This is a genomic window from Falsiroseomonas tokyonensis (assembly GCF_019024325.1).
GTDB lineage: Bacteria > Pseudomonadota > Alphaproteobacteria > Acetobacterales > Acetobacteraceae > Falsiroseomonas > Falsiroseomonas tokyonensis.
In genome coordinates this window covers 403,563-417,666 of the sequence record NZ_JAFNJS010000003.1, presented here as the reverse complement: position 1 = coordinate 417,666, position 14,104 = coordinate 403,563, and the positions used below count along the sequence as shown (strand labels likewise).

Here is a 14,104-nt window from a genome sequence, read left to right as displayed (position 1 = left end):
CGCGCTACTCCGCCCGCGCCAGGGGGTCGCGCGGGATCTCGTCGCCGGTCTCTTCCGGCAGGAAGGCGGGGTCCCTGCCCAGCAGCAGCAGCAGGGTCTGGCAGGCGGCCACCAGCAGCAGCAGCGTGGCACCCACCGGCAGCAGCGCCTGGATCCACCAGGCGGGAATGCCCTCGAGGTCGGTCATCATGCCGACCATGCGGCTGAACTCCACCGTCTCGATCCCCGCCTGCAGCAGCAGCGCCGCCACCGTGGCGACGGACAGCGTGCCGATCAGGTGCACCACGCGCACCAGCCGCGGGCCCAGGCGGTTCCGCGCGATATCCACGCCGATATGCTCGAAGCGGCGCTGCGCCTCGGGCGAGGCGAGCATCACCACGCCCACCACCAGCCAGCCGGCCACCTTGTCCGTCCAGGGCTCCGGCTGGCCCAGCAGGTAGCGCATGCCGACGGCGTAGCCGACCAGCGCCACGCAGCACAGGGTCAGCACGCCGCCCAGCGCGCCGGCGAAGCGCGCCACCAGGGCGACGGCGCGCTCCAGCGTCTGCATCAGGCGGCGGGGATGGCGCGCAGCAGTTCCACCGCGCGGGGGCCGCCTTCCGGCGCCATGCGGTTGAAGGCGGCGATGACCGGCGGCTGCATCGCCGCCTGCCAGGTTGCGGCCTCCGCCGCCGTCTGCTCATGCACCGTCATGCCGCGCTCGCGCAGCGTGGTCAGGGCGGCGGTCGCGGTATCCTCGGTGATCTGCATCTGGTCCTGCTCGGCCTTGCGGGCCGCAGCCTCGATCGCCGTGCGATGCGCGGCATTCAGCCCGTTCCACCAGCGCGGATTCACATAGACATGGCTGATGACGGAGAAATAGGGCGCGACCGTGCCGAACTTCTGGATCTCATAGTAGCGGCGCGACACGGCGGCGGAGATATCGGTCAGCCCCGCATCCAGCACCCCCGATTGCAGCGCCTGAGACACCTCCGGCCCCGGCATGGCGGAGGGCGCGGCACCGACGGCGGTCAGCGCATGGTCGGTCAGCGCGTTCAGGCCGCGGATCTTCAGGCCCTGGAAGTCCGCCAGGTTGATGATCGGCTTGCGGTTGGAGGTGAAGATGCTCTGCCGCGTGGTGTAGAGCCACATCAGGTTGCGCACCGCGCGGCGCTCCAGCAGCCCTTCCATGAACTTCGCGGCGTCGCTGCCGGGGAAGCGGCGGATGCGCGCGATATCGGTGAACAGGTAGGGCAGCGTCGGCGCGTTCATCTCCGGGATGGTGGTGCCCCATTGGAAGTTCACCGCCGCCGCGGCCTCGAAGGCGCCGCGCGCCACGCCGGGGAAGTTTTCGCCGGCCTTGGCCAGCTGTTCGGCCGGGAAGACCTGCACCTCCACCTGGCCATTGCTGCGCGCCTTCACATCCTCGGCGAAGGCCGCGATCACGCGCGCATTGTGGTGCGAGGGTGGGAACTGGTGCGACAGGCGCATGGTGACGGCGGCCTGCGCCGCGGCGAGGCGCGGCAGGGCCGGCGTGGCGAGGGCGGCGGCGAGCAGGTGGCGGCGGCGCATGGCGCGAGACTCCTCCGTGGTTGGACCGGTGTTGATTGGGCCGGACCATGACGGCAGAGCGTCGCGCGGGTCAACCGTTCGGGGCGCGATCCTGCCCCAGCCAGGCGCGCAGCACCGCCGCATCCCGCAGCAGCGCCGCCGGCGCATCGCGTTCGACGAATTCCAGGAAGGCGAAGCGCTCGCCCTGCCAGCGCCCGGGCCGCAGCGCCGCCAGCGCCGCCTGCCACAGCGCTGCCCCTTCGGCCAGCGGCAGGCGGCGCTTGTCCGGGCGCCAGGCGAAGACATGCAGGTGGGAGAGAGGATCGGCCAGCGCCCGCACCGCGGCGGCGGCAGCGGCGGCATCGTCGCGCGCGAAATCGGGCTGCCAGAGGGTGTAGAGGTTCGGCGCCGCCGCCTGCGCCTGAATGGCCAGGGCAGCGGGCACCGTATCCGTCAGGGTGTTGGGGTGGAACTCGACGGAGAGAGACATGCCCTCGGCCGCGGCCTGTCCCGCCGCCGCCCGCAGGAAGGCCGCGCAATCTTCGATTGCCGCGGCCGTCGCCGCCGCCGCGCCCACCCCCCGGCGGCCGGCCCAGACCCGGCAGTGGCGCACCCCCATGGCGCGGGCGGAGGCCAAGGCCGGGCCGATCGCGGCCCCCGGCGCCCCGGCCTCGACATAGGATCCGTAGGAGACGGCGCGCAGCCCCGCCGCCGCGCAGGCCGCCGCGCAGCGCCGCGCCGCCGCCAGGTCGCCGGGCGGGGCATGCGCATCGCCGGCCCATTCGATGGCGCCGAGCCCGGCCTCGGCCGCCAGCGCCGCCACCTCCTCCGGCGCCAGGCCGCGAAAAGTGACGCTGCAAAGGCCGGGGGTAAGGGCCAGGCTCATGCCAGACTGTCCAGCTCCGCCGGCGGCACGGCATGGCGCAGCGGCGCGCCGGCACGCCAGCGCGCGATCTCCTCGATCGCCAGGGAAGCGAGGCTCGGCACCTCGGTGCCCATGGCGCCGGCCACATGCGGCGTCACGAAGGCGCCCGGCAGGGTATAGAGCGGATGGCCGCGCGGCAGCGGCTCCGGGTCCACGGTGTCCAGGATGGCCTTGATGCGGCCGGCCGCTACCGCCTCCACCAGCGCCGCCTGGTCGACCAGCCCGCCGCGGGCGGTGTTGATCAGGGTGGCGCCGGGCTTCATGCGGGCCAGCCGGGCCGCGTCCAGCAACCCCTGGGTGGCGGGCAGCAGCGGGGCGTGCAGGCTGACGATATCGGCCTCGGCCAGCAGGTCATCCAGCGCGCGCGGTTCGGCGCCCAGGGCGGCGATCTCGGCCGCCGGGCGCGTCGGGTCGTGCAGCAGCGGGCGCAGGCCGAAGGGGCGCAGCAGCTCCACCACCCTGCGGCCGATGGTGCTGGCGCCGACCAGGCCGATGACGCGGCCGTCCTGGCCGATGCCGTTCCAGTCGATGGCGCGGGACCGCCGCACCTGGTCGCGGCGATAAGCCTCGCGGATCGCCAGCACATCCTTGGCGGCCAGCAGGATCATCGCCAGGGTGAAGCGCGCCACCGGCTCGGCATTGGCGGCCACGGCATTGGTCACCTGAATGCCGCGCTGCCAGACTTCCGCCGGCAGCAGCGCCTTCACGGTGCCGGCAGCATGAGCGATCAGGCGCAGCGCGGGCATGTTGTCGAGTCGCGCCGGATCCAACGGGCGGGTGCCCCATCCCGTGACCAGCACCTGCACCGGCCGCAGCGCTTCGGCATCCGGCCAGACGGCCGCCGCGGGGGGCGCATCGATCAGCCCGGCAAGTCGCTGCGCAAGAACCGGCGGGCAGAGCTGCGCCCACCGATCGGGCGGCACCAGCAGCAGGCCCTTTGGTCGCGCGATTATCTCAGATGCCATGCCGGTTCCCAGGCCTCAACCGGAGACGGCCAGAAGGAGGCTGGATGGTGGGCGCGACAGGGATTGAACCTGTGACCCCCGCCGTGTCAAGGCGATGCTCTACCGCTGAGCTACGCGCCCATCCAGGGAAGGCGGGAATAGCCAAGCGGGAAGCGGGGCGCAACCCCTGCCCGCGATCAGCAAGCGGGCCGGCTGCGGGGACGGCAAGCGGGGATGACAATGCCGGTCGCTCTGTGGCTTGATCCTGCCGCAGATGGACATGCCACTTCCCGCCACCGAACAGCCGCCTGGCACATTGACTGGGCAGCCCGATGCGCTGCCGCCCTTCCAGGTGGCGCGGCCGGAGCGGCAGAGCGTGCCGCTGGTCTTCGCCTCGCCGCATAGCGGCGCGCATTACAGCGCCGCCTTCCTGGCAGAGGCCCGGCTGGACCCCACCGCCTTGCGCCGCAGCGAGGACAGCTTCGTCGACGAGCTTTTCGCCGCCGCCCCCGCGCATGGCGCGCCGCTGCTGACGGCGACCTTCCCGCGGGTCTTCTGCGATGCGAATCGGGAGCCCTGGGAGCTGGATCCCGGCATGTTCGACGGCCCCCTGCCCGCCTGGGTGAACAGCGCGAGCCCGCGCGTCGGCGCCGGCCTCGGCACCATCGCGCGCGTGGTTGCCTCCGGCGAGGCGGTCTATCGCCACAAGCTGGCCTTCGCCGAGGCGGAGGCGCGCATCCAGGGCTATTGGCAGCCCTATCACGCGGCCCTGTCGAGCCTGATCGCGGAAACAAGGGAAGCCTTCGGCTGCTGCCTGCTGATCGATTGCCATTCGATGCCGGCGCATCCGGCGCATGGCGCGCATCCAGCGGATTTCGTGCTGGGCGATGCGCATGGCACGGCCTGCGCGCCGCGCGCCACCCGCCTGGTGGAGGAGACGCTGGGCGGCATGGGCTATCGGGTGCGGCGCAACGACCCCTATGCCGGCGGCTATATCACCCGCCATTACGGCCGCCCGCGGGAAGGTGTGCATGCGCTGCAGATCGAGGTGGCGCGCAGCCTCTATATGAACGAGGCGCGGGTGGAGCGGGCGCCGGGCATGCAGGCCCTCACCCGCGACCTGGCCCGGCTGATCGCCGCCCTGGCCCGTGCCGACTGGTCCGCCCTGCGCCCTTGAATCGCCGCCCCTGAACCGCGCCCACGTTTCGCCGCCTGGACGTCGCGCGAAAAAAAAGGCGGTCCCGTGAGGGACCGCCGAGTTTAGGGAGGAAACGTCCAAGAAAGACAGACAACCCGGCAACGCCGTGTTGCTGCGATGCACAATCTAGAGCGGAGGGGTCGGGCCCGCAAGGGGGATTTTGCAGCGCAGCATAACTGGAATGTTGCAATGCAGCTATGCGCCAAGCGCGGGGTGTTAACCAACGGTTGGTTAAGAACCCGCTGAGCCTGTCTCCCCCGGCGCCCGGAGCCGATAGATCTCCACCGGCCCACGCCGCTCCGCCACTGTCGCGGCCAGCTCATAGCTGGCCTCCACCGCCGCCAGCACCTGCGCGGAAGCGGCCGGCCGCATGGTCTGCATCCAGGCGCGATCCACCACGATCACGCGCGGGCGGGCGGCCAGCACGCGCTCCAGCTCCGCATGGGTGCTGGTATCGGACAGATCCTCGAAGAAGCCGGTCAGATGCGGCGGGAAGGGAAAGCGGGTGGCGATCCGCACGCCGGCAATGACATAGACGCTGGTGTGGTAGTTGGCGATGAAGGCATCCCCGCCCGGACCGGCCGCCGCGGCCACCGCCGCCGCCACTTCCCGCACCGGGTCGCGATGCATCAGGCCAGGGCCGCGCTCCAGCCTTTCCTGCATCTCCGGCACCCAGCCCTGCAGCGCCAGCACCAGCACCATTCCGGCCAGCACCGGCCGCGCCAGGCCGGGCCGCGCCACCAGCCGCGCCAGGTGCCAGGCGCCGACCGCACCCAGCAGCGACAGGGACGGCAGCCATAGAAGAAAGTAGTGCTCGAAGAAGAAGCCAGGCCCGGCGATGGCCAGGCTGGCGATGCCGAACCAGGCCAGCGCCACCGCCACCAGCAGCGCCATGGTCCGGCGCGGCCGCCACAGCGCCAGGGCCACCAGCGCCGCCAGGAAGACCAAAGTGAGTTGCACCGCCGCCGCGCCGATGCGCCGCGCGGCCTCCGCCGGCTCGATCCGCTCCATGGAATAGCGGAAGGGGGCGAGGATGGAGCCATCCAGGTAATCCGCAAGCCAGCCCTGCGCCCAATAGACCAGCAGGAAGGCCAGGAAGGGCGTGGCGCAGAGCGCGGCATAGGCCGCCGCCATGGCCAGCGCCCGCCGCCAGGGCAGCAGGCGGCGCCACAGCGCCGGGCCCAGCAGCACGGCGAAGGCCAGGCAGCCGGCCGGCACGGCCACCTGCTTCACCACCAGCGCCCAGCCCACCAGCAGCCCCATGGCCACCAGCGCGCCCCAGCCCGGCGCGCGGGGCGCCGGCCCCAGCGCCCGCGCCGCGCCATGGATGGCGATGGCCATGGCGGTGGTGACGAAGGGCGCGATCAGCAATTCGGTATTGGTGCAGAGCCCGCTGAGCAGCAGCGTATGCCCCGCATAGATGATGGCCGCCGCGGTGCCCACGCTGCGCGGGGCGCCGGCCACCCGCGCTGCACCGAACAGCGCACAGCCGGTGGCGATGACGCAGAGCAGGCCGAGCAGCCGCACCGCCTCCACCGAGACGCCGAAGGCCAGGAAGGCGAGCGCGAACATGGCCGGCGCACCGATCGGGTGCATGTCCCAGGCGGCCACCAGCGGCCAGCCGCCCTGCAGCCATTCCCGGGCCTGCACCATGTACAGCCCCTCATCCGTATCGACCACGGCGGGGACGAAGCTGGTCAGCCGCAGCAGCACCGCGGCGGCCATGATCAGCAGGATGCAGGCGACGTCCATCCAGGGGCGCATCGCGGGGCGGGTGGTGACGAAAAGGCTCTGGCCGTCCGGCATGGCTTCTCACGCGGGCGTGAGGGGCCCGCGCGCCACCCATCCCAAAGGTGGCGCGCGGATGCAACCCGCTTTCCGCGCCACACTATCCCCCCGCCATGGCTTTCGCGCGGCGGGGGTGGGGCAGCCCGCCTAATTCTCCGGCTGGAAGCCGCTTTCCCGCACGATGGTGGCGTATTCATCCCGCTCCCGCCGGATCAAATCGGCGAAGGCCTCGGGGCTTGCGGAGACGGTGGGCAGGTATTCCAGCCGGTCCAGCGCCGCGACCATATCCGGCATCCGCGCCACCTGGGTGATGGCGGCATGCAGCCCATTCACGATGGCCGAGGGCGTCCGGGGCGGCAGCGCCACGCCGAACCACTCATCCTTGGTCAGCGACGGATGGCCGAGCTCGGCAAAGGTCGGCAGGTCCGGGTAGCGCGCATTCCGCTGCGGCGAGGAAATGGCCAGCATCCGCGCCCCGGTGCCGTGCTGGGGCGAGATGTCGTTCAGCACGCCGATGAACAGCGGCAGCCGCCCGCCGACCAGGTCCTGCACCGCCGGCGCCGCGCCGCGATAGGGCACATGGGTCATCCGCACGCCCAGCGCCTTGCCCAGCATGACGCCCAGGAAATGCGGCGCAGACCCCGCGGCCGGCGAGGCGAAGGGCACCTCCCCCGGCTGCGCCTTCAGCCAGGTTACCAGCTCCGGGAAAGTCTTCGCGGGGTGGGAGGCCGGCACGGCGGCGGCGAAGGGGAAGGAACAGACGGTGGAGACCGGCGCCAGGTCCGTCAGCGCGTCGTAGCGCACCTCCCGCGGGAAGACATGCGGCTGCAGGGTGAGCATGGAGGCGGGCGTCTGCAGGTAGATGCTGCCATCCGGCTCGCCGGACTTCACCGCCTCCACCGCGATGCGGCCGGCGGCGCCGACGCGGCCTTCCACGATTACGGTCGGCGCATAGATGCCGCGCAGCTTGTCGGCATAGAGCCGCGCCACGACGTCCGACGACCCGCCGGCGGGAAAGCCGACGATGGCGCGGACGGGGCGGTTGACGGTCTGGCCGAAGGCGGGCGCGGCAAGGCCCGTCGCCGCGGCGGCGCCCAGGCCCAACAGGCCTCGGCGGGGAAGGGTCAGGCTCATCTTGGTCTCTCCTCCTGCGGCGTCGTTGCGCCTGTTGCCATGAAGAATGCCCGGCTGCCTGTCGGGCACCAACGGAATTTCAGCCGAAGGCCGCGATCACCTCCGGCGGGATGGTCACGCCGCGGATGCGCGCCGGGTCGTCCGGGTGGCGGCCGGCCCAGACGCGGGTCTCGAAACCCTCGACGGCCAGGGCGCCGTCCTGCCGCAGCAGGCGGTGCGTGACGTCGAAGGAGGAACGGCGGAAGGCGGTGACCTGGGTCTCCACCACCACCTCGTCGCCGAAGGTGCAGGGGGTGGAGAATTTGGCGCGGGTGTCGACCATGGGGATGCCGATGACGCCATGCGCGGCCGCCCAGGCGCTCTGCTTCATGCCCAGCGCCTGCTGGAACAGGGCGGCGGTGCAGGCGTCGAAATAGGCGAAGTAGCGCGGGTAGAAGACGATGCCGGCGGCATCGCAATCGCCCCATTCGATGGTCAGCGGACGGCGGGCGATCAGGCCCGGGGGCTTGCGGATCATCAAGCGGCCTCGATCAGCAGCGCGATGCCCTGCCCGCCGCCGATGCAGGCGGAGGCGATGCCATAGCGGCCGCCGCGCAGGCGCAGCCCGCGCGCGCAGGTGACGGCCAGGCGGATGCCGGTGGCAGCCAGCGGATGGCCGAGCGCGATGGCGCCGCCATGCACGTTGAGCCTGTCCTCATCGAGTCCCAGCTCCCGCGCACAGGCCATGACCTGCGCGCCAAAGGCCTCGTTGATCTCGACCAGGTCGATCTGGTCCAGCGTGAGGCCCGTGCGCTGCAGCAGCGCGCGAATCGCCGGCACCGGGCCGATGCCCATGATCTCGGGCGGGCAGCCCACCGCCGTCGCCGCCACCAGTCTTGCGAGAGGTCTTTGGGCCCGCGCATGGGCGCCGTCACAGACCAGCGCGGCGGCGGCGCCATCGACCACGGCGGAGGAATTGCCGCCGGTCTGCACGCCGCCGAAGGCCGGCCTGATCTTGGCGAGGGCTTCCACCGGAGAGGGACGCGGATGCGTGTCGGCGGCGAGTTCGGCCACCTTGCGCGGCAGGGTCAGGGCGCGGTCGCGCAGGCCGTCCCGCGCGAAGGTCGTGCTGGCGATGGTCAGCACCTCGTCGTCGAAGAAGCCCGCTTCCCGCGCCGCCAGCGCCCGTTCGAAGGACCGCGCGGCATAGGCGTCGACCTCGGCGCGCGAGATGGCATGGCGCTTCGCCAGCTCCTCCGCCGTGCCGCCCATCGACAACCCGCAGGCTGGATCGTCCAGCGCCTCCCACAGAAAGTCCTTGAACTCCACGGGCGCGCCGAGGTCGAAGCCGGTGCGATGGGTGAAGGCGGCAATCGGGTTGCGGCTCATGCTCTCGGAGCCGACGCAGAGCGAGAGGCCGGCGCCCTGGCGTTCCACGGCGGTCGCGCCCTGCACCAGTGCCTCGATCCCCGTGCCGCAGACGCGCTGCACCAGCAGCGCCGGCACCTCCATCCGCACGCCTGAATACAGGCCGATGTGCCGCGGCAGCATGTAGGCGTCGAAGCTCGCCTGGGCGACGGAGCCGGCGACGACATGGCCGATGGCGGAAGGGTCGATCCCCGCCTTGGCAATGGCGCCGCGCGCCGCCGCGATCCCCAGGTCGATTGGCGAGACCTTGGCCAGCACGCCGCCAAGATCGGCGAAGGGTGTGCGGGCGCCGGCGAGCAGCCAGGCGTCCTTCCATTCGGTATGCAGCGCGGTCATGCCGTGATCTCCGCCAGGCAGATAATGTCCGGCCCGGGCGGGTCGGCGTAGAGGCGTTCCACCAATGCCGCACGCTGCGTCAGCACGGCGCGCTGATTGATCGAGCCCTTGTCGGTGATCTCGCCGGCATCGAGCGACAGCGGCGCATCCAGCAGCACGGCGCGGGTGATTCGGTTGGAGCTGCCGGTGGCGCTCTCCGCCAGCTGCGCCAGCCCCGCCTCCAGCCGCGCCGGAAGATCCGTGACGCCGGCGCAGGCCTCGCGTTCCGGCAGCAGGATGGCGGCGAGCGCGTCGCGGTCCTGCCCGGCGATGACTGCGTCCTTCACGTAAGGCGCCAGCGCCGCCACCAGCTTCGCGCGCAACGGCCCGACGCTGACCCAGGTGCCGGTCGCCATCTTGAAGTCCTCGGTGATCCGCCCATCGAAGCGAAACCCCTTGTGCAGGTCTTCGGGATCGAGCGGCACCAGCGCATCGCCGAACTTATAAAAACCTTCGTCGTCGAAGGCGGCGGCGGTGGCCTCCGGGTTGCGCCAATAGCCCGGCGTGATGGAGGGGCCCTTCACCCGCGCCTCCATCTTGCCGGCGACCGGCGCCAGCTTCAGCGCGATGCCCGGCGCGGGCAGGCCGACGGCGCCCGATTCGGAAAATTCCTCGCGCACGATCAGGCAGAAGGGCGCGGTTTCCGTCGCGCCGAGGCCGGTGAACATCGGGATGCGCCGGCCGCGCTCGGCCAGCGCCAGCGCGTCCAGCGCGTTCCAGATGTGCTGCGGCAGGCCGGCGGCGGAGTAGAACATCATGTGGAGTTTCGCGAAGAAGCGCCGGCGCAGCGCGGCATCCTGCTGCAGGTGGTGCACCAGCTCCTCGAATCCGCGGGGCACGTTGAAATGGATGCTGGTGGAGATCTCGGCCAGGTTGCGCAGAGTCTCGGCATAGCCGCCGGGCACCGGGCGCCCGTCATCCATGTAGAAGCTGCCGCCATTGTAGAGCGCCAGGCCGAAATTGTGGTTGCCGCCGAAGGTGTGGTGCCAGGGCAGCCAGTCCAGCAGCACGGGCGGTTCTTCGGCGACGAAGGGAAAGGCCTCGCGCAGCATCTGCTGGTTGGAGCACAGCATGCGATGCGTATTCACCACGCCCTTGGGCTGCCCCGTGGACCCCGAGGTGAACAGGATCTTGGCGACATCATCCGGCTGCACGGCGGCGGCGGCCTGTGCGACCGAGTCGGTCGGCGTGGTGGCCAGCAGCGCGGGCATTTCGGCCGCCGTCAGCACCTCGATGCCTGCCGGCACCGCGCCGGCGATGGCCTCCGCAAATCGCGCGCCGTCATTGGCGAAGATGAGGCCCGGCGTCAGCAGCGCCAGGCAGTGCCGCAGCTTCGCAAAATCGCGGGCCAGCAGCGAATAGGCCGGGGAGACCGGCGCCACCGGCACGCCGACATGCAGCGCCGCGAGCGTCAGCATCGCCTGGTCCAGGCAATTGCCGGAGAGAAACACCAGCGGCCGCTCCGCCGACAGGCCGCGATCCAGCAGCGCCTGGCCCAGCGCCTGCACCCGCCTCCATGCCTCGGCATAGGTGATCCGAAGCCAGTCGCCGCCGCCCTGCCGCTGCGCGATCAGCGTACGATCCGGCGCCGTGGCGGCGTAATGCGCCAGCCGCTCCGTCATGCTGCGCGGATAGGCGCCGAGCCGCGGCAGGGGCGTGACCAGCACCGCGCCATCCGCGCGCTTTTCGATCTGCACCGGGGCGGCGCCCATGGGCGGGCGGGCTGCGGACATCTCTTCCTCCCACGCCGTGAAGCGGCACCCCATCCGGCGATCCATTGTTATGCACCATAATAGTATGGCGCGCGGGCTCTTCCAAGCATCACCTGCAATCCTGTAAGCGAAAGCCATGGCCCTGCCCCGCCGCCTGCCCGCCGAACCGCGGGTGGAGCAAACCGACCTCGCGCCGCTCGACGACAAGCTCGGCTTCTGGCTGCGCCTGGCCCAGCAGTCGGGCTTCGACACGCTGCAGCGCGGCCTGGGCCCGCTGGGGCTGACGCCGGGGCGGCTTGGCGTGCTGCTGCTGGTCGAGGCGAATCCGGATATCCGCCAGGCGCTGCTGGCCGAGGCGCTGCGCATCAAGCCCTCGAACCTGACGGTCCTTCTCGCGGCGCTGGAACAGGAAGGGCTGATCCGCCGCGACGAGGAGGAGGGCAACCGCCGCGCCAACCGCCTGCGCCTGACCGAAGCGGGCCGCGCGCTGCTGCGCCAGGGGGAGGAAGCGGAAGCCGCCGCCGAACGCCAACTGGCGGCCCGGCTGAGGCCCGCGGATCGCGCCGCCCTGCTGACCGCGCTGCGCCGGATCGCCGGCGGCTGACCGCTTGCCCGGCACCGCACCGGCGCCTAATGTTATGCATCATAACAAACAGGAGACGCCGATGGCCGAGGAGCTGGTCCGCCTGGAGCTGCGGGACCGCGTCGCCTGGATCGGCCTGAACCGCCCCGCCAAGCGCAACGCCATCAACGACGCGATGCTGGCCGCGCTGGATGCGGCGGTGATGCAGGCGCAGGCATCGGCGCGGGCCATGGTGATCCACGGCAACGGCCCCTGCTTCTGCGCCGGCCTCGACCTGTCCGAACACGGCGCCCGCACGGCGGAGGCGGTGTTTCATCACTCGCGCTCCTGGCACGCCACCTTCCGCCGCATCCGCACGGGCCGCATCCCGGCCATCGCCGCGATCCACGGCGCCTGCGTCGGCGGCGGGCTGGAGCTCGCCGGCGCCTGCCATATCCGCGTGGCCGATCCCACTGCCCTGTTCGCCCTGCCGGAGGGCTCGCGCGGCATCTTCGTGGGCGGCGGCGCCAGCGTGCATGTGGCGCGGCTGATCGGCACGGCGCGGATGGCGGATATGATGCTGACCGGCCGCGCGCTGGACGCCGTCGCCGCCGAGCGCGCCGGGCTGGTGACCTATGTGACGGAGGCCGGCGGCGCGCTGGCCCAGGCCGAGGCGCTGGCCGCCAAGGTCGCGCAGATGGCGCCGCTGACCGTGATGGGCGTGCTGCAGGCCCTGCCGCGCATCCAGGACATGGCGGAGGAGGACGGCCTCTTCGTCGAAAGCATGATGGCCGCCTTGGCGCAGACCGGGCCGGAGGCGCAGGCTGGCCTCGCCGCCTTCCTGGAGAAGCGGGCGGCCAGGCTGGGGGAAAGCTGATCATGGATCTTCGGGACGCATCGGCGGTCGTCACTGGTGGTGGCTCCGGCCTCGGCGCCGCGACGGCGGAGGCGCTGGCCGCGGCCGGCGCCAAGGTGGTGGTGGTCGATATCAACCGGGAGGCCGCGGAGGCCGTGGCCGCGCGCATCGGCGGCTTGGCCGTGGCGGGCGATGTGGCGGAGGAAGCGCCGCTGGCCCAGGCGGTGGAGGCCGCCGCCGGCCTCGCCCCGCTGCGCCTGGCCGTCGCCTGCGCCGGCATCGCCCCGGCCGGCCGCGTCGCCGGCCGCCAGGGCCCGCATGACCTGGCGCTGTTCGAGCGGGTGATCCGCGTGAACCTGGTCGGCACCTTCAACCTGCTGCGCCTGGCGGCCGCGCGCATGACCACCAACGAACCGCTCGCCGATGGCCAGCGCGGCCTGGTCGTCGCCACCGCCTCCATCGCCGCCTATGAGGGCCAGATCGGCCAATGCGCCTATGCGGCCTCCAAGGGCGGCGTGGTGGCGCTGACCCTGCCCGCGGCGCGCGAACTGGCCCGCTTCGGCGTGCGGGTGGTGACGCTCGCGCCCGGCCTGTTCCACACGCCGCTGATGGACACGCTGACGCCGGAGGCGCGGGAGAGCCTGGGCAGGATGCCGCTGTTCCCGGCGCGGTTGGGACAACCCGCGGAATATGCCGCCATGGTGCTGGCCATCGCCGCCAATCCCCTGCTGAACGGGGAGACCATCCGGCTTGATGGCGCGCTGCGGCTGCCGCCGGCCTGACCGGCTGGCACCGGGGCGGTGACCATCACGCTTCGCGGCGCGCGCCCTCGGGTCACCCTTTCGCCTTCATTGGACTCCAGCGTAACCCCTGCGCAGGAGCGCCGGAGGAAAGGATGTCCGCATGATGGAGCCTGACAAGGCCGTGTCCATCGCCACCCACAATGCCGAACAGGTGGAACGCGCCCGCAAGGCCGCCGAGCAGCAGGCCGCCGGGGACACGCTCTCCCAGCTGGACAATGCGACAACGGGGTTGGAGCTGGTCGGGCAGCTGGGCGGGCTGGTGGTGGATGGCGTGACCGCCGTGGGCCATTGCGTCGGCGCCGCCTGCAAGCTGGTCGGCTCGATCGGCGACTGACGTTGGCGGCCGGGCTGCGGCCGCCGCAGCTCAGGGCTGGCCGCCGCTACCGCCGGCGCCGCCCGCGCCACCCGGCCCCAAGAGGCCTACCGCGCCGCCATTGCCGCCCTCTCCCCCGACGCCAGTGCCCTGGCCGCCGGCGCCACCGCTGCCGCCGAACATGCCGCCATCGCCACCCTCGCCGCCAGGCCCCGCAATACCGCCCGCGCCGCCGGAGCCGAACAGCATGCCGGAGTCGCCACCCTGCCCGCCCTGTCCGCCGTCGCCGATGAAGCCGGGGGAACCGCCCATGCCACCTTCGTCCGGCTGCATCTGCGTGCCGCCGCCCTGGCCGCCGACCACCTGGTCCAGCGCCGCCAGGTCCAGCGGCTGCGGCCCCTCCGAATGGCTTCGATCCATCGTCATGCTGCGCGCCTCCACCCTTTCGTCGCTACCGCTAACACGGGCGGCGGGGGCGGCAGAACAGGTTGATGCCGATCGGCGCGATAGGATCAGCCATCCCCGCCGCCTGGCCTGTCCAAGGCGCCGCTCTGGCC

Annotated in this window: 15 protein-coding genes and 1 tRNA gene; 5 read left to right on the top strand and 11 right to left on the bottom strand. The window is 72.0% G+C overall.

The genetic code is table 11. The features are described 5' to 3' along the window. Positions 1 to 4: 4 nt before the first annotated feature. From J3S20_RS12530 to J3S20_RS12510, 5 genes are all read right to left on the bottom strand, one after another. The gene (locus J3S20_RS12530; protein ID WP_216836811.1) at positions 5 to 550 is read right to left on the bottom strand and encodes a TRAP transporter small permease; all 546 of its coding nucleotides are present in this window, start codon (positions 548 to 550) and stop codon (positions 5 to 7) included. After that, the gene (dctP, locus tag J3S20_RS12525; RefSeq protein WP_216836810.1) at positions 550 to 1,551 is read right to left on the bottom strand and encodes a TRAP transporter substrate-binding protein DctP; all 1,002 of its coding nucleotides are present in this window, start codon (positions 1,549 to 1,551) and stop codon (positions 550 to 552) included. Before dctP ends, J3S20_RS12530 begins: the two co-directional genes overlap by 1 nt. Before the next feature lie 70 nt (positions 1,552 to 1,621). Next, a complete protein-coding gene (locus J3S20_RS12520; protein WP_216836809.1) occupies positions 1,622 to 2,416 on the bottom strand; it encodes a TIM barrel protein in 795 nt (264 codons plus the stop codon). Then, positions 2,413 to 3,420, bottom strand: a complete 1,008-nt coding sequence (locus J3S20_RS12515; protein WP_216836808.1) for a hydroxyacid dehydrogenase — start codon at positions 3,418 to 3,420, stop codon at positions 2,413 to 2,415. The genes J3S20_RS12520 and J3S20_RS12515 overlap by 4 nt, the downstream gene beginning before the upstream one ends. Positions 3,421 to 3,465: 45 nt before the next feature. Beyond that, positions 3,466 to 3,540 (bottom strand) — tRNA-Val (locus tag J3S20_RS12510). Between the two features lie 133 nt (positions 3,541 to 3,673). On the opposite strand from J3S20_RS12510, the gene J3S20_RS12505 reads away from it, so the two are divergent. Continuing rightward, positions 3,674 to 4,576 carry an N-formylglutamate amidohydrolase gene (locus J3S20_RS12505; RefSeq protein WP_379793642.1) on the top strand — a complete coding sequence of 301 codons (903 nt, stop codon included), beginning with the start codon at positions 3,674 to 3,676 and terminating at the stop codon, positions 4,574 to 4,576. 252 nt (positions 4,577 to 4,828) lie between these two features. Here J3S20_RS12505 and J3S20_RS12500 read toward each other — a convergent pair whose 3' ends face one another. The 5 genes from J3S20_RS12500 to J3S20_RS12480 form a co-directional block, all read right to left on the bottom strand. Continuing rightward, positions 4,829 to 6,403 carry an ArnT family glycosyltransferase gene (locus J3S20_RS12500; RefSeq protein ID WP_216836806.1) on the bottom strand — a complete coding sequence of 525 codons (1,575 nt, stop codon included), beginning with the start codon at positions 6,401 to 6,403 and terminating at the stop codon, positions 4,829 to 4,831. Between the two features lie 129 nt (positions 6,404 to 6,532). Continuing rightward, entirely contained in the window at positions 6,533 to 7,519 is a 987-nt protein-coding gene (locus J3S20_RS12495) for a Bug family tripartite tricarboxylate transporter substrate binding protein (RefSeq protein WP_216836805.1), read from the bottom strand. 79 nt (positions 7,520 to 7,598) lie between these two features. Further along, positions 7,599 to 8,036: an acyl-CoA thioesterase gene (locus J3S20_RS12490; protein WP_216836804.1), complete on the bottom strand. Its 438-nt coding sequence runs from the start codon at positions 8,034 to 8,036 to the stop codon at positions 7,599 to 7,601. Then, positions 8,036 to 9,262, bottom strand: a complete 1,227-nt coding sequence (locus J3S20_RS12485; protein WP_216836803.1) for a thiolase family protein — start codon at positions 9,260 to 9,262, stop codon at positions 8,036 to 8,038. Before J3S20_RS12485 ends, J3S20_RS12490 begins: the two co-directional genes overlap by 1 nt. Then, complete coding sequence (locus J3S20_RS12480; protein ID WP_216836802.1) at positions 9,259 to 11,034, bottom strand: feruloyl-CoA synthase; 1,776 nt, start codon at positions 11,032 to 11,034, stop codon at positions 9,259 to 9,261. Before J3S20_RS12480 ends, J3S20_RS12485 begins: the two co-directional genes overlap by 4 nt. A gap of 115 nt (positions 11,035 to 11,149) precedes the next feature. Here J3S20_RS12480 and J3S20_RS12475 point away from each other — a divergent pair, with 115 nt between their 5' ends. The 4 genes from J3S20_RS12475 (at position 11,150) to J3S20_RS12460 (ending at position 13,568) form a co-directional block, all read left to right on the top strand. Then, positions 11,150 to 11,617 (top strand): MarR family winged helix-turn-helix transcriptional regulator, encoded by a 468-nt coding sequence (locus J3S20_RS12475; protein WP_216836801.1) that lies wholly within the window; start codon positions 11,150 to 11,152, stop codon positions 11,615 to 11,617. A gap of 61 nt (positions 11,618 to 11,678) precedes the next feature. Then, complete coding sequence (locus J3S20_RS12470; RefSeq protein WP_216836800.1) at positions 11,679 to 12,452, top strand: crotonase/enoyl-CoA hydratase family protein; 774 nt, start codon at positions 11,679 to 11,681, stop codon at positions 12,450 to 12,452. 2 nt (positions 12,453 to 12,454) lie between these two features. Beyond that, a complete protein-coding gene (locus tag J3S20_RS12465) occupies positions 12,455 to 13,213 on the top strand; it encodes an SDR family NAD(P)-dependent oxidoreductase (RefSeq protein WP_216836799.1) in 759 nt (252 codons plus the stop codon). Between the two features lie 121 nt (positions 13,214 to 13,334). Then, positions 13,335 to 13,568, top strand: a complete 234-nt coding sequence (locus J3S20_RS12460) for a hypothetical protein (protein ID WP_216836798.1) — start codon at positions 13,335 to 13,337, stop codon at positions 13,566 to 13,568. A gap of 30 nt (positions 13,569 to 13,598) precedes the next feature. Here the strand turns inward: J3S20_RS12460 and J3S20_RS12455 are convergent, their stop codons facing one another. Then, positions 13,599 to 13,973: a hypothetical protein gene (locus J3S20_RS12455; protein ID WP_216836797.1), complete on the bottom strand. Its 375-nt coding sequence runs from the start codon at positions 13,971 to 13,973 to the stop codon at positions 13,599 to 13,601. Between the last annotated feature and the right edge of the window lie 131 nt (positions 13,974 to 14,104).

What these genes read in the sequence shown, in the direction of transcription:
- J3S20_RS12530 (WP_216836811.1), bottom strand. Translation starts at nt 550, where the DNA reads ATGCAGACGCTGGAGCGCGCCGTCGCCCTGGTGGCGCGCTTCGCCGGC.
- J3S20_RS12515 (WP_216836808.1), bottom strand. Translation starts at nt 3,420, where the DNA reads ATGGCATCTGAGATAATCGCGCGACCAAAGGGCCTGCTGCTGGTGCCG.
- J3S20_RS12470 (WP_216836800.1), top strand. Translation starts at nt 11,679, where the DNA reads ATGGCCGAGGAGCTGGTCCGCCTGGAGCTGCGGGACCGCGTCGCCTGG.
- J3S20_RS12520 (WP_216836809.1), bottom strand. Translation starts at nt 2,416, where the DNA reads ATGAGCCTGGCCCTTACCCCCGGCCTTTGCAGCGTCACTTTTCGCGGC.
- J3S20_RS12455 (WP_216836797.1), bottom strand. Translation starts at nt 13,973, where the DNA reads ATGACGATGGATCGAAGCCATTCGGAGGGGCCGCAGCCGCTGGACCTG.
- J3S20_RS12500 (WP_216836806.1), bottom strand. Translation starts at nt 6,403, where the DNA reads ATGCCGGACGGCCAGAGCCTTTTCGTCACCACCCGCCCCGCGATGCGC.
- J3S20_RS12490 (WP_216836804.1), bottom strand. Translation starts at nt 8,036, where the DNA reads ATGATCCGCAAGCCCCCGGGCCTGATCGCCCGCCGTCCGCTGACCATC.
- J3S20_RS12460 (WP_216836798.1), top strand. Translation starts at nt 13,335, where the DNA reads ATGATGGAGCCTGACAAGGCCGTGTCCATCGCCACCCACAATGCCGAA.
- J3S20_RS12485 (WP_216836803.1), bottom strand. Translation starts at nt 9,262, where the DNA reads ATGACCGCGCTGCATACCGAATGGAAGGACGCCTGGCTGCTCGCCGGC.
- J3S20_RS12465 (WP_216836799.1), top strand. Translation starts at nt 12,455, where the DNA reads ATGGATCTTCGGGACGCATCGGCGGTCGTCACTGGTGGTGGCTCCGGC.
- J3S20_RS12480 (WP_216836802.1), bottom strand. Translation starts at nt 11,034, where the DNA reads ATGTCCGCAGCCCGCCCGCCCATGGGCGCCGCCCCGGTGCAGATCGAA.
- dctP (WP_216836810.1), bottom strand. Translation starts at nt 1,551, where the DNA reads ATGCGCCGCCGCCACCTGCTCGCCGCCGCCCTCGCCACGCCGGCCCTG.
- J3S20_RS12495 (WP_216836805.1), bottom strand. Translation starts at nt 7,519, where the DNA reads ATGAGCCTGACCCTTCCCCGCCGAGGCCTGTTGGGCCTGGGCGCCGCC.
- J3S20_RS12475 (WP_216836801.1), top strand. Translation starts at nt 11,150, where the DNA reads ATGGCCCTGCCCCGCCGCCTGCCCGCCGAACCGCGGGTGGAGCAAACC.
- J3S20_RS12505 (WP_379793642.1), top strand. Translation starts at nt 3,674, where the DNA reads ATGGACATGCCACTTCCCGCCACCGAACAGCCGCCTGGCACATTGACT.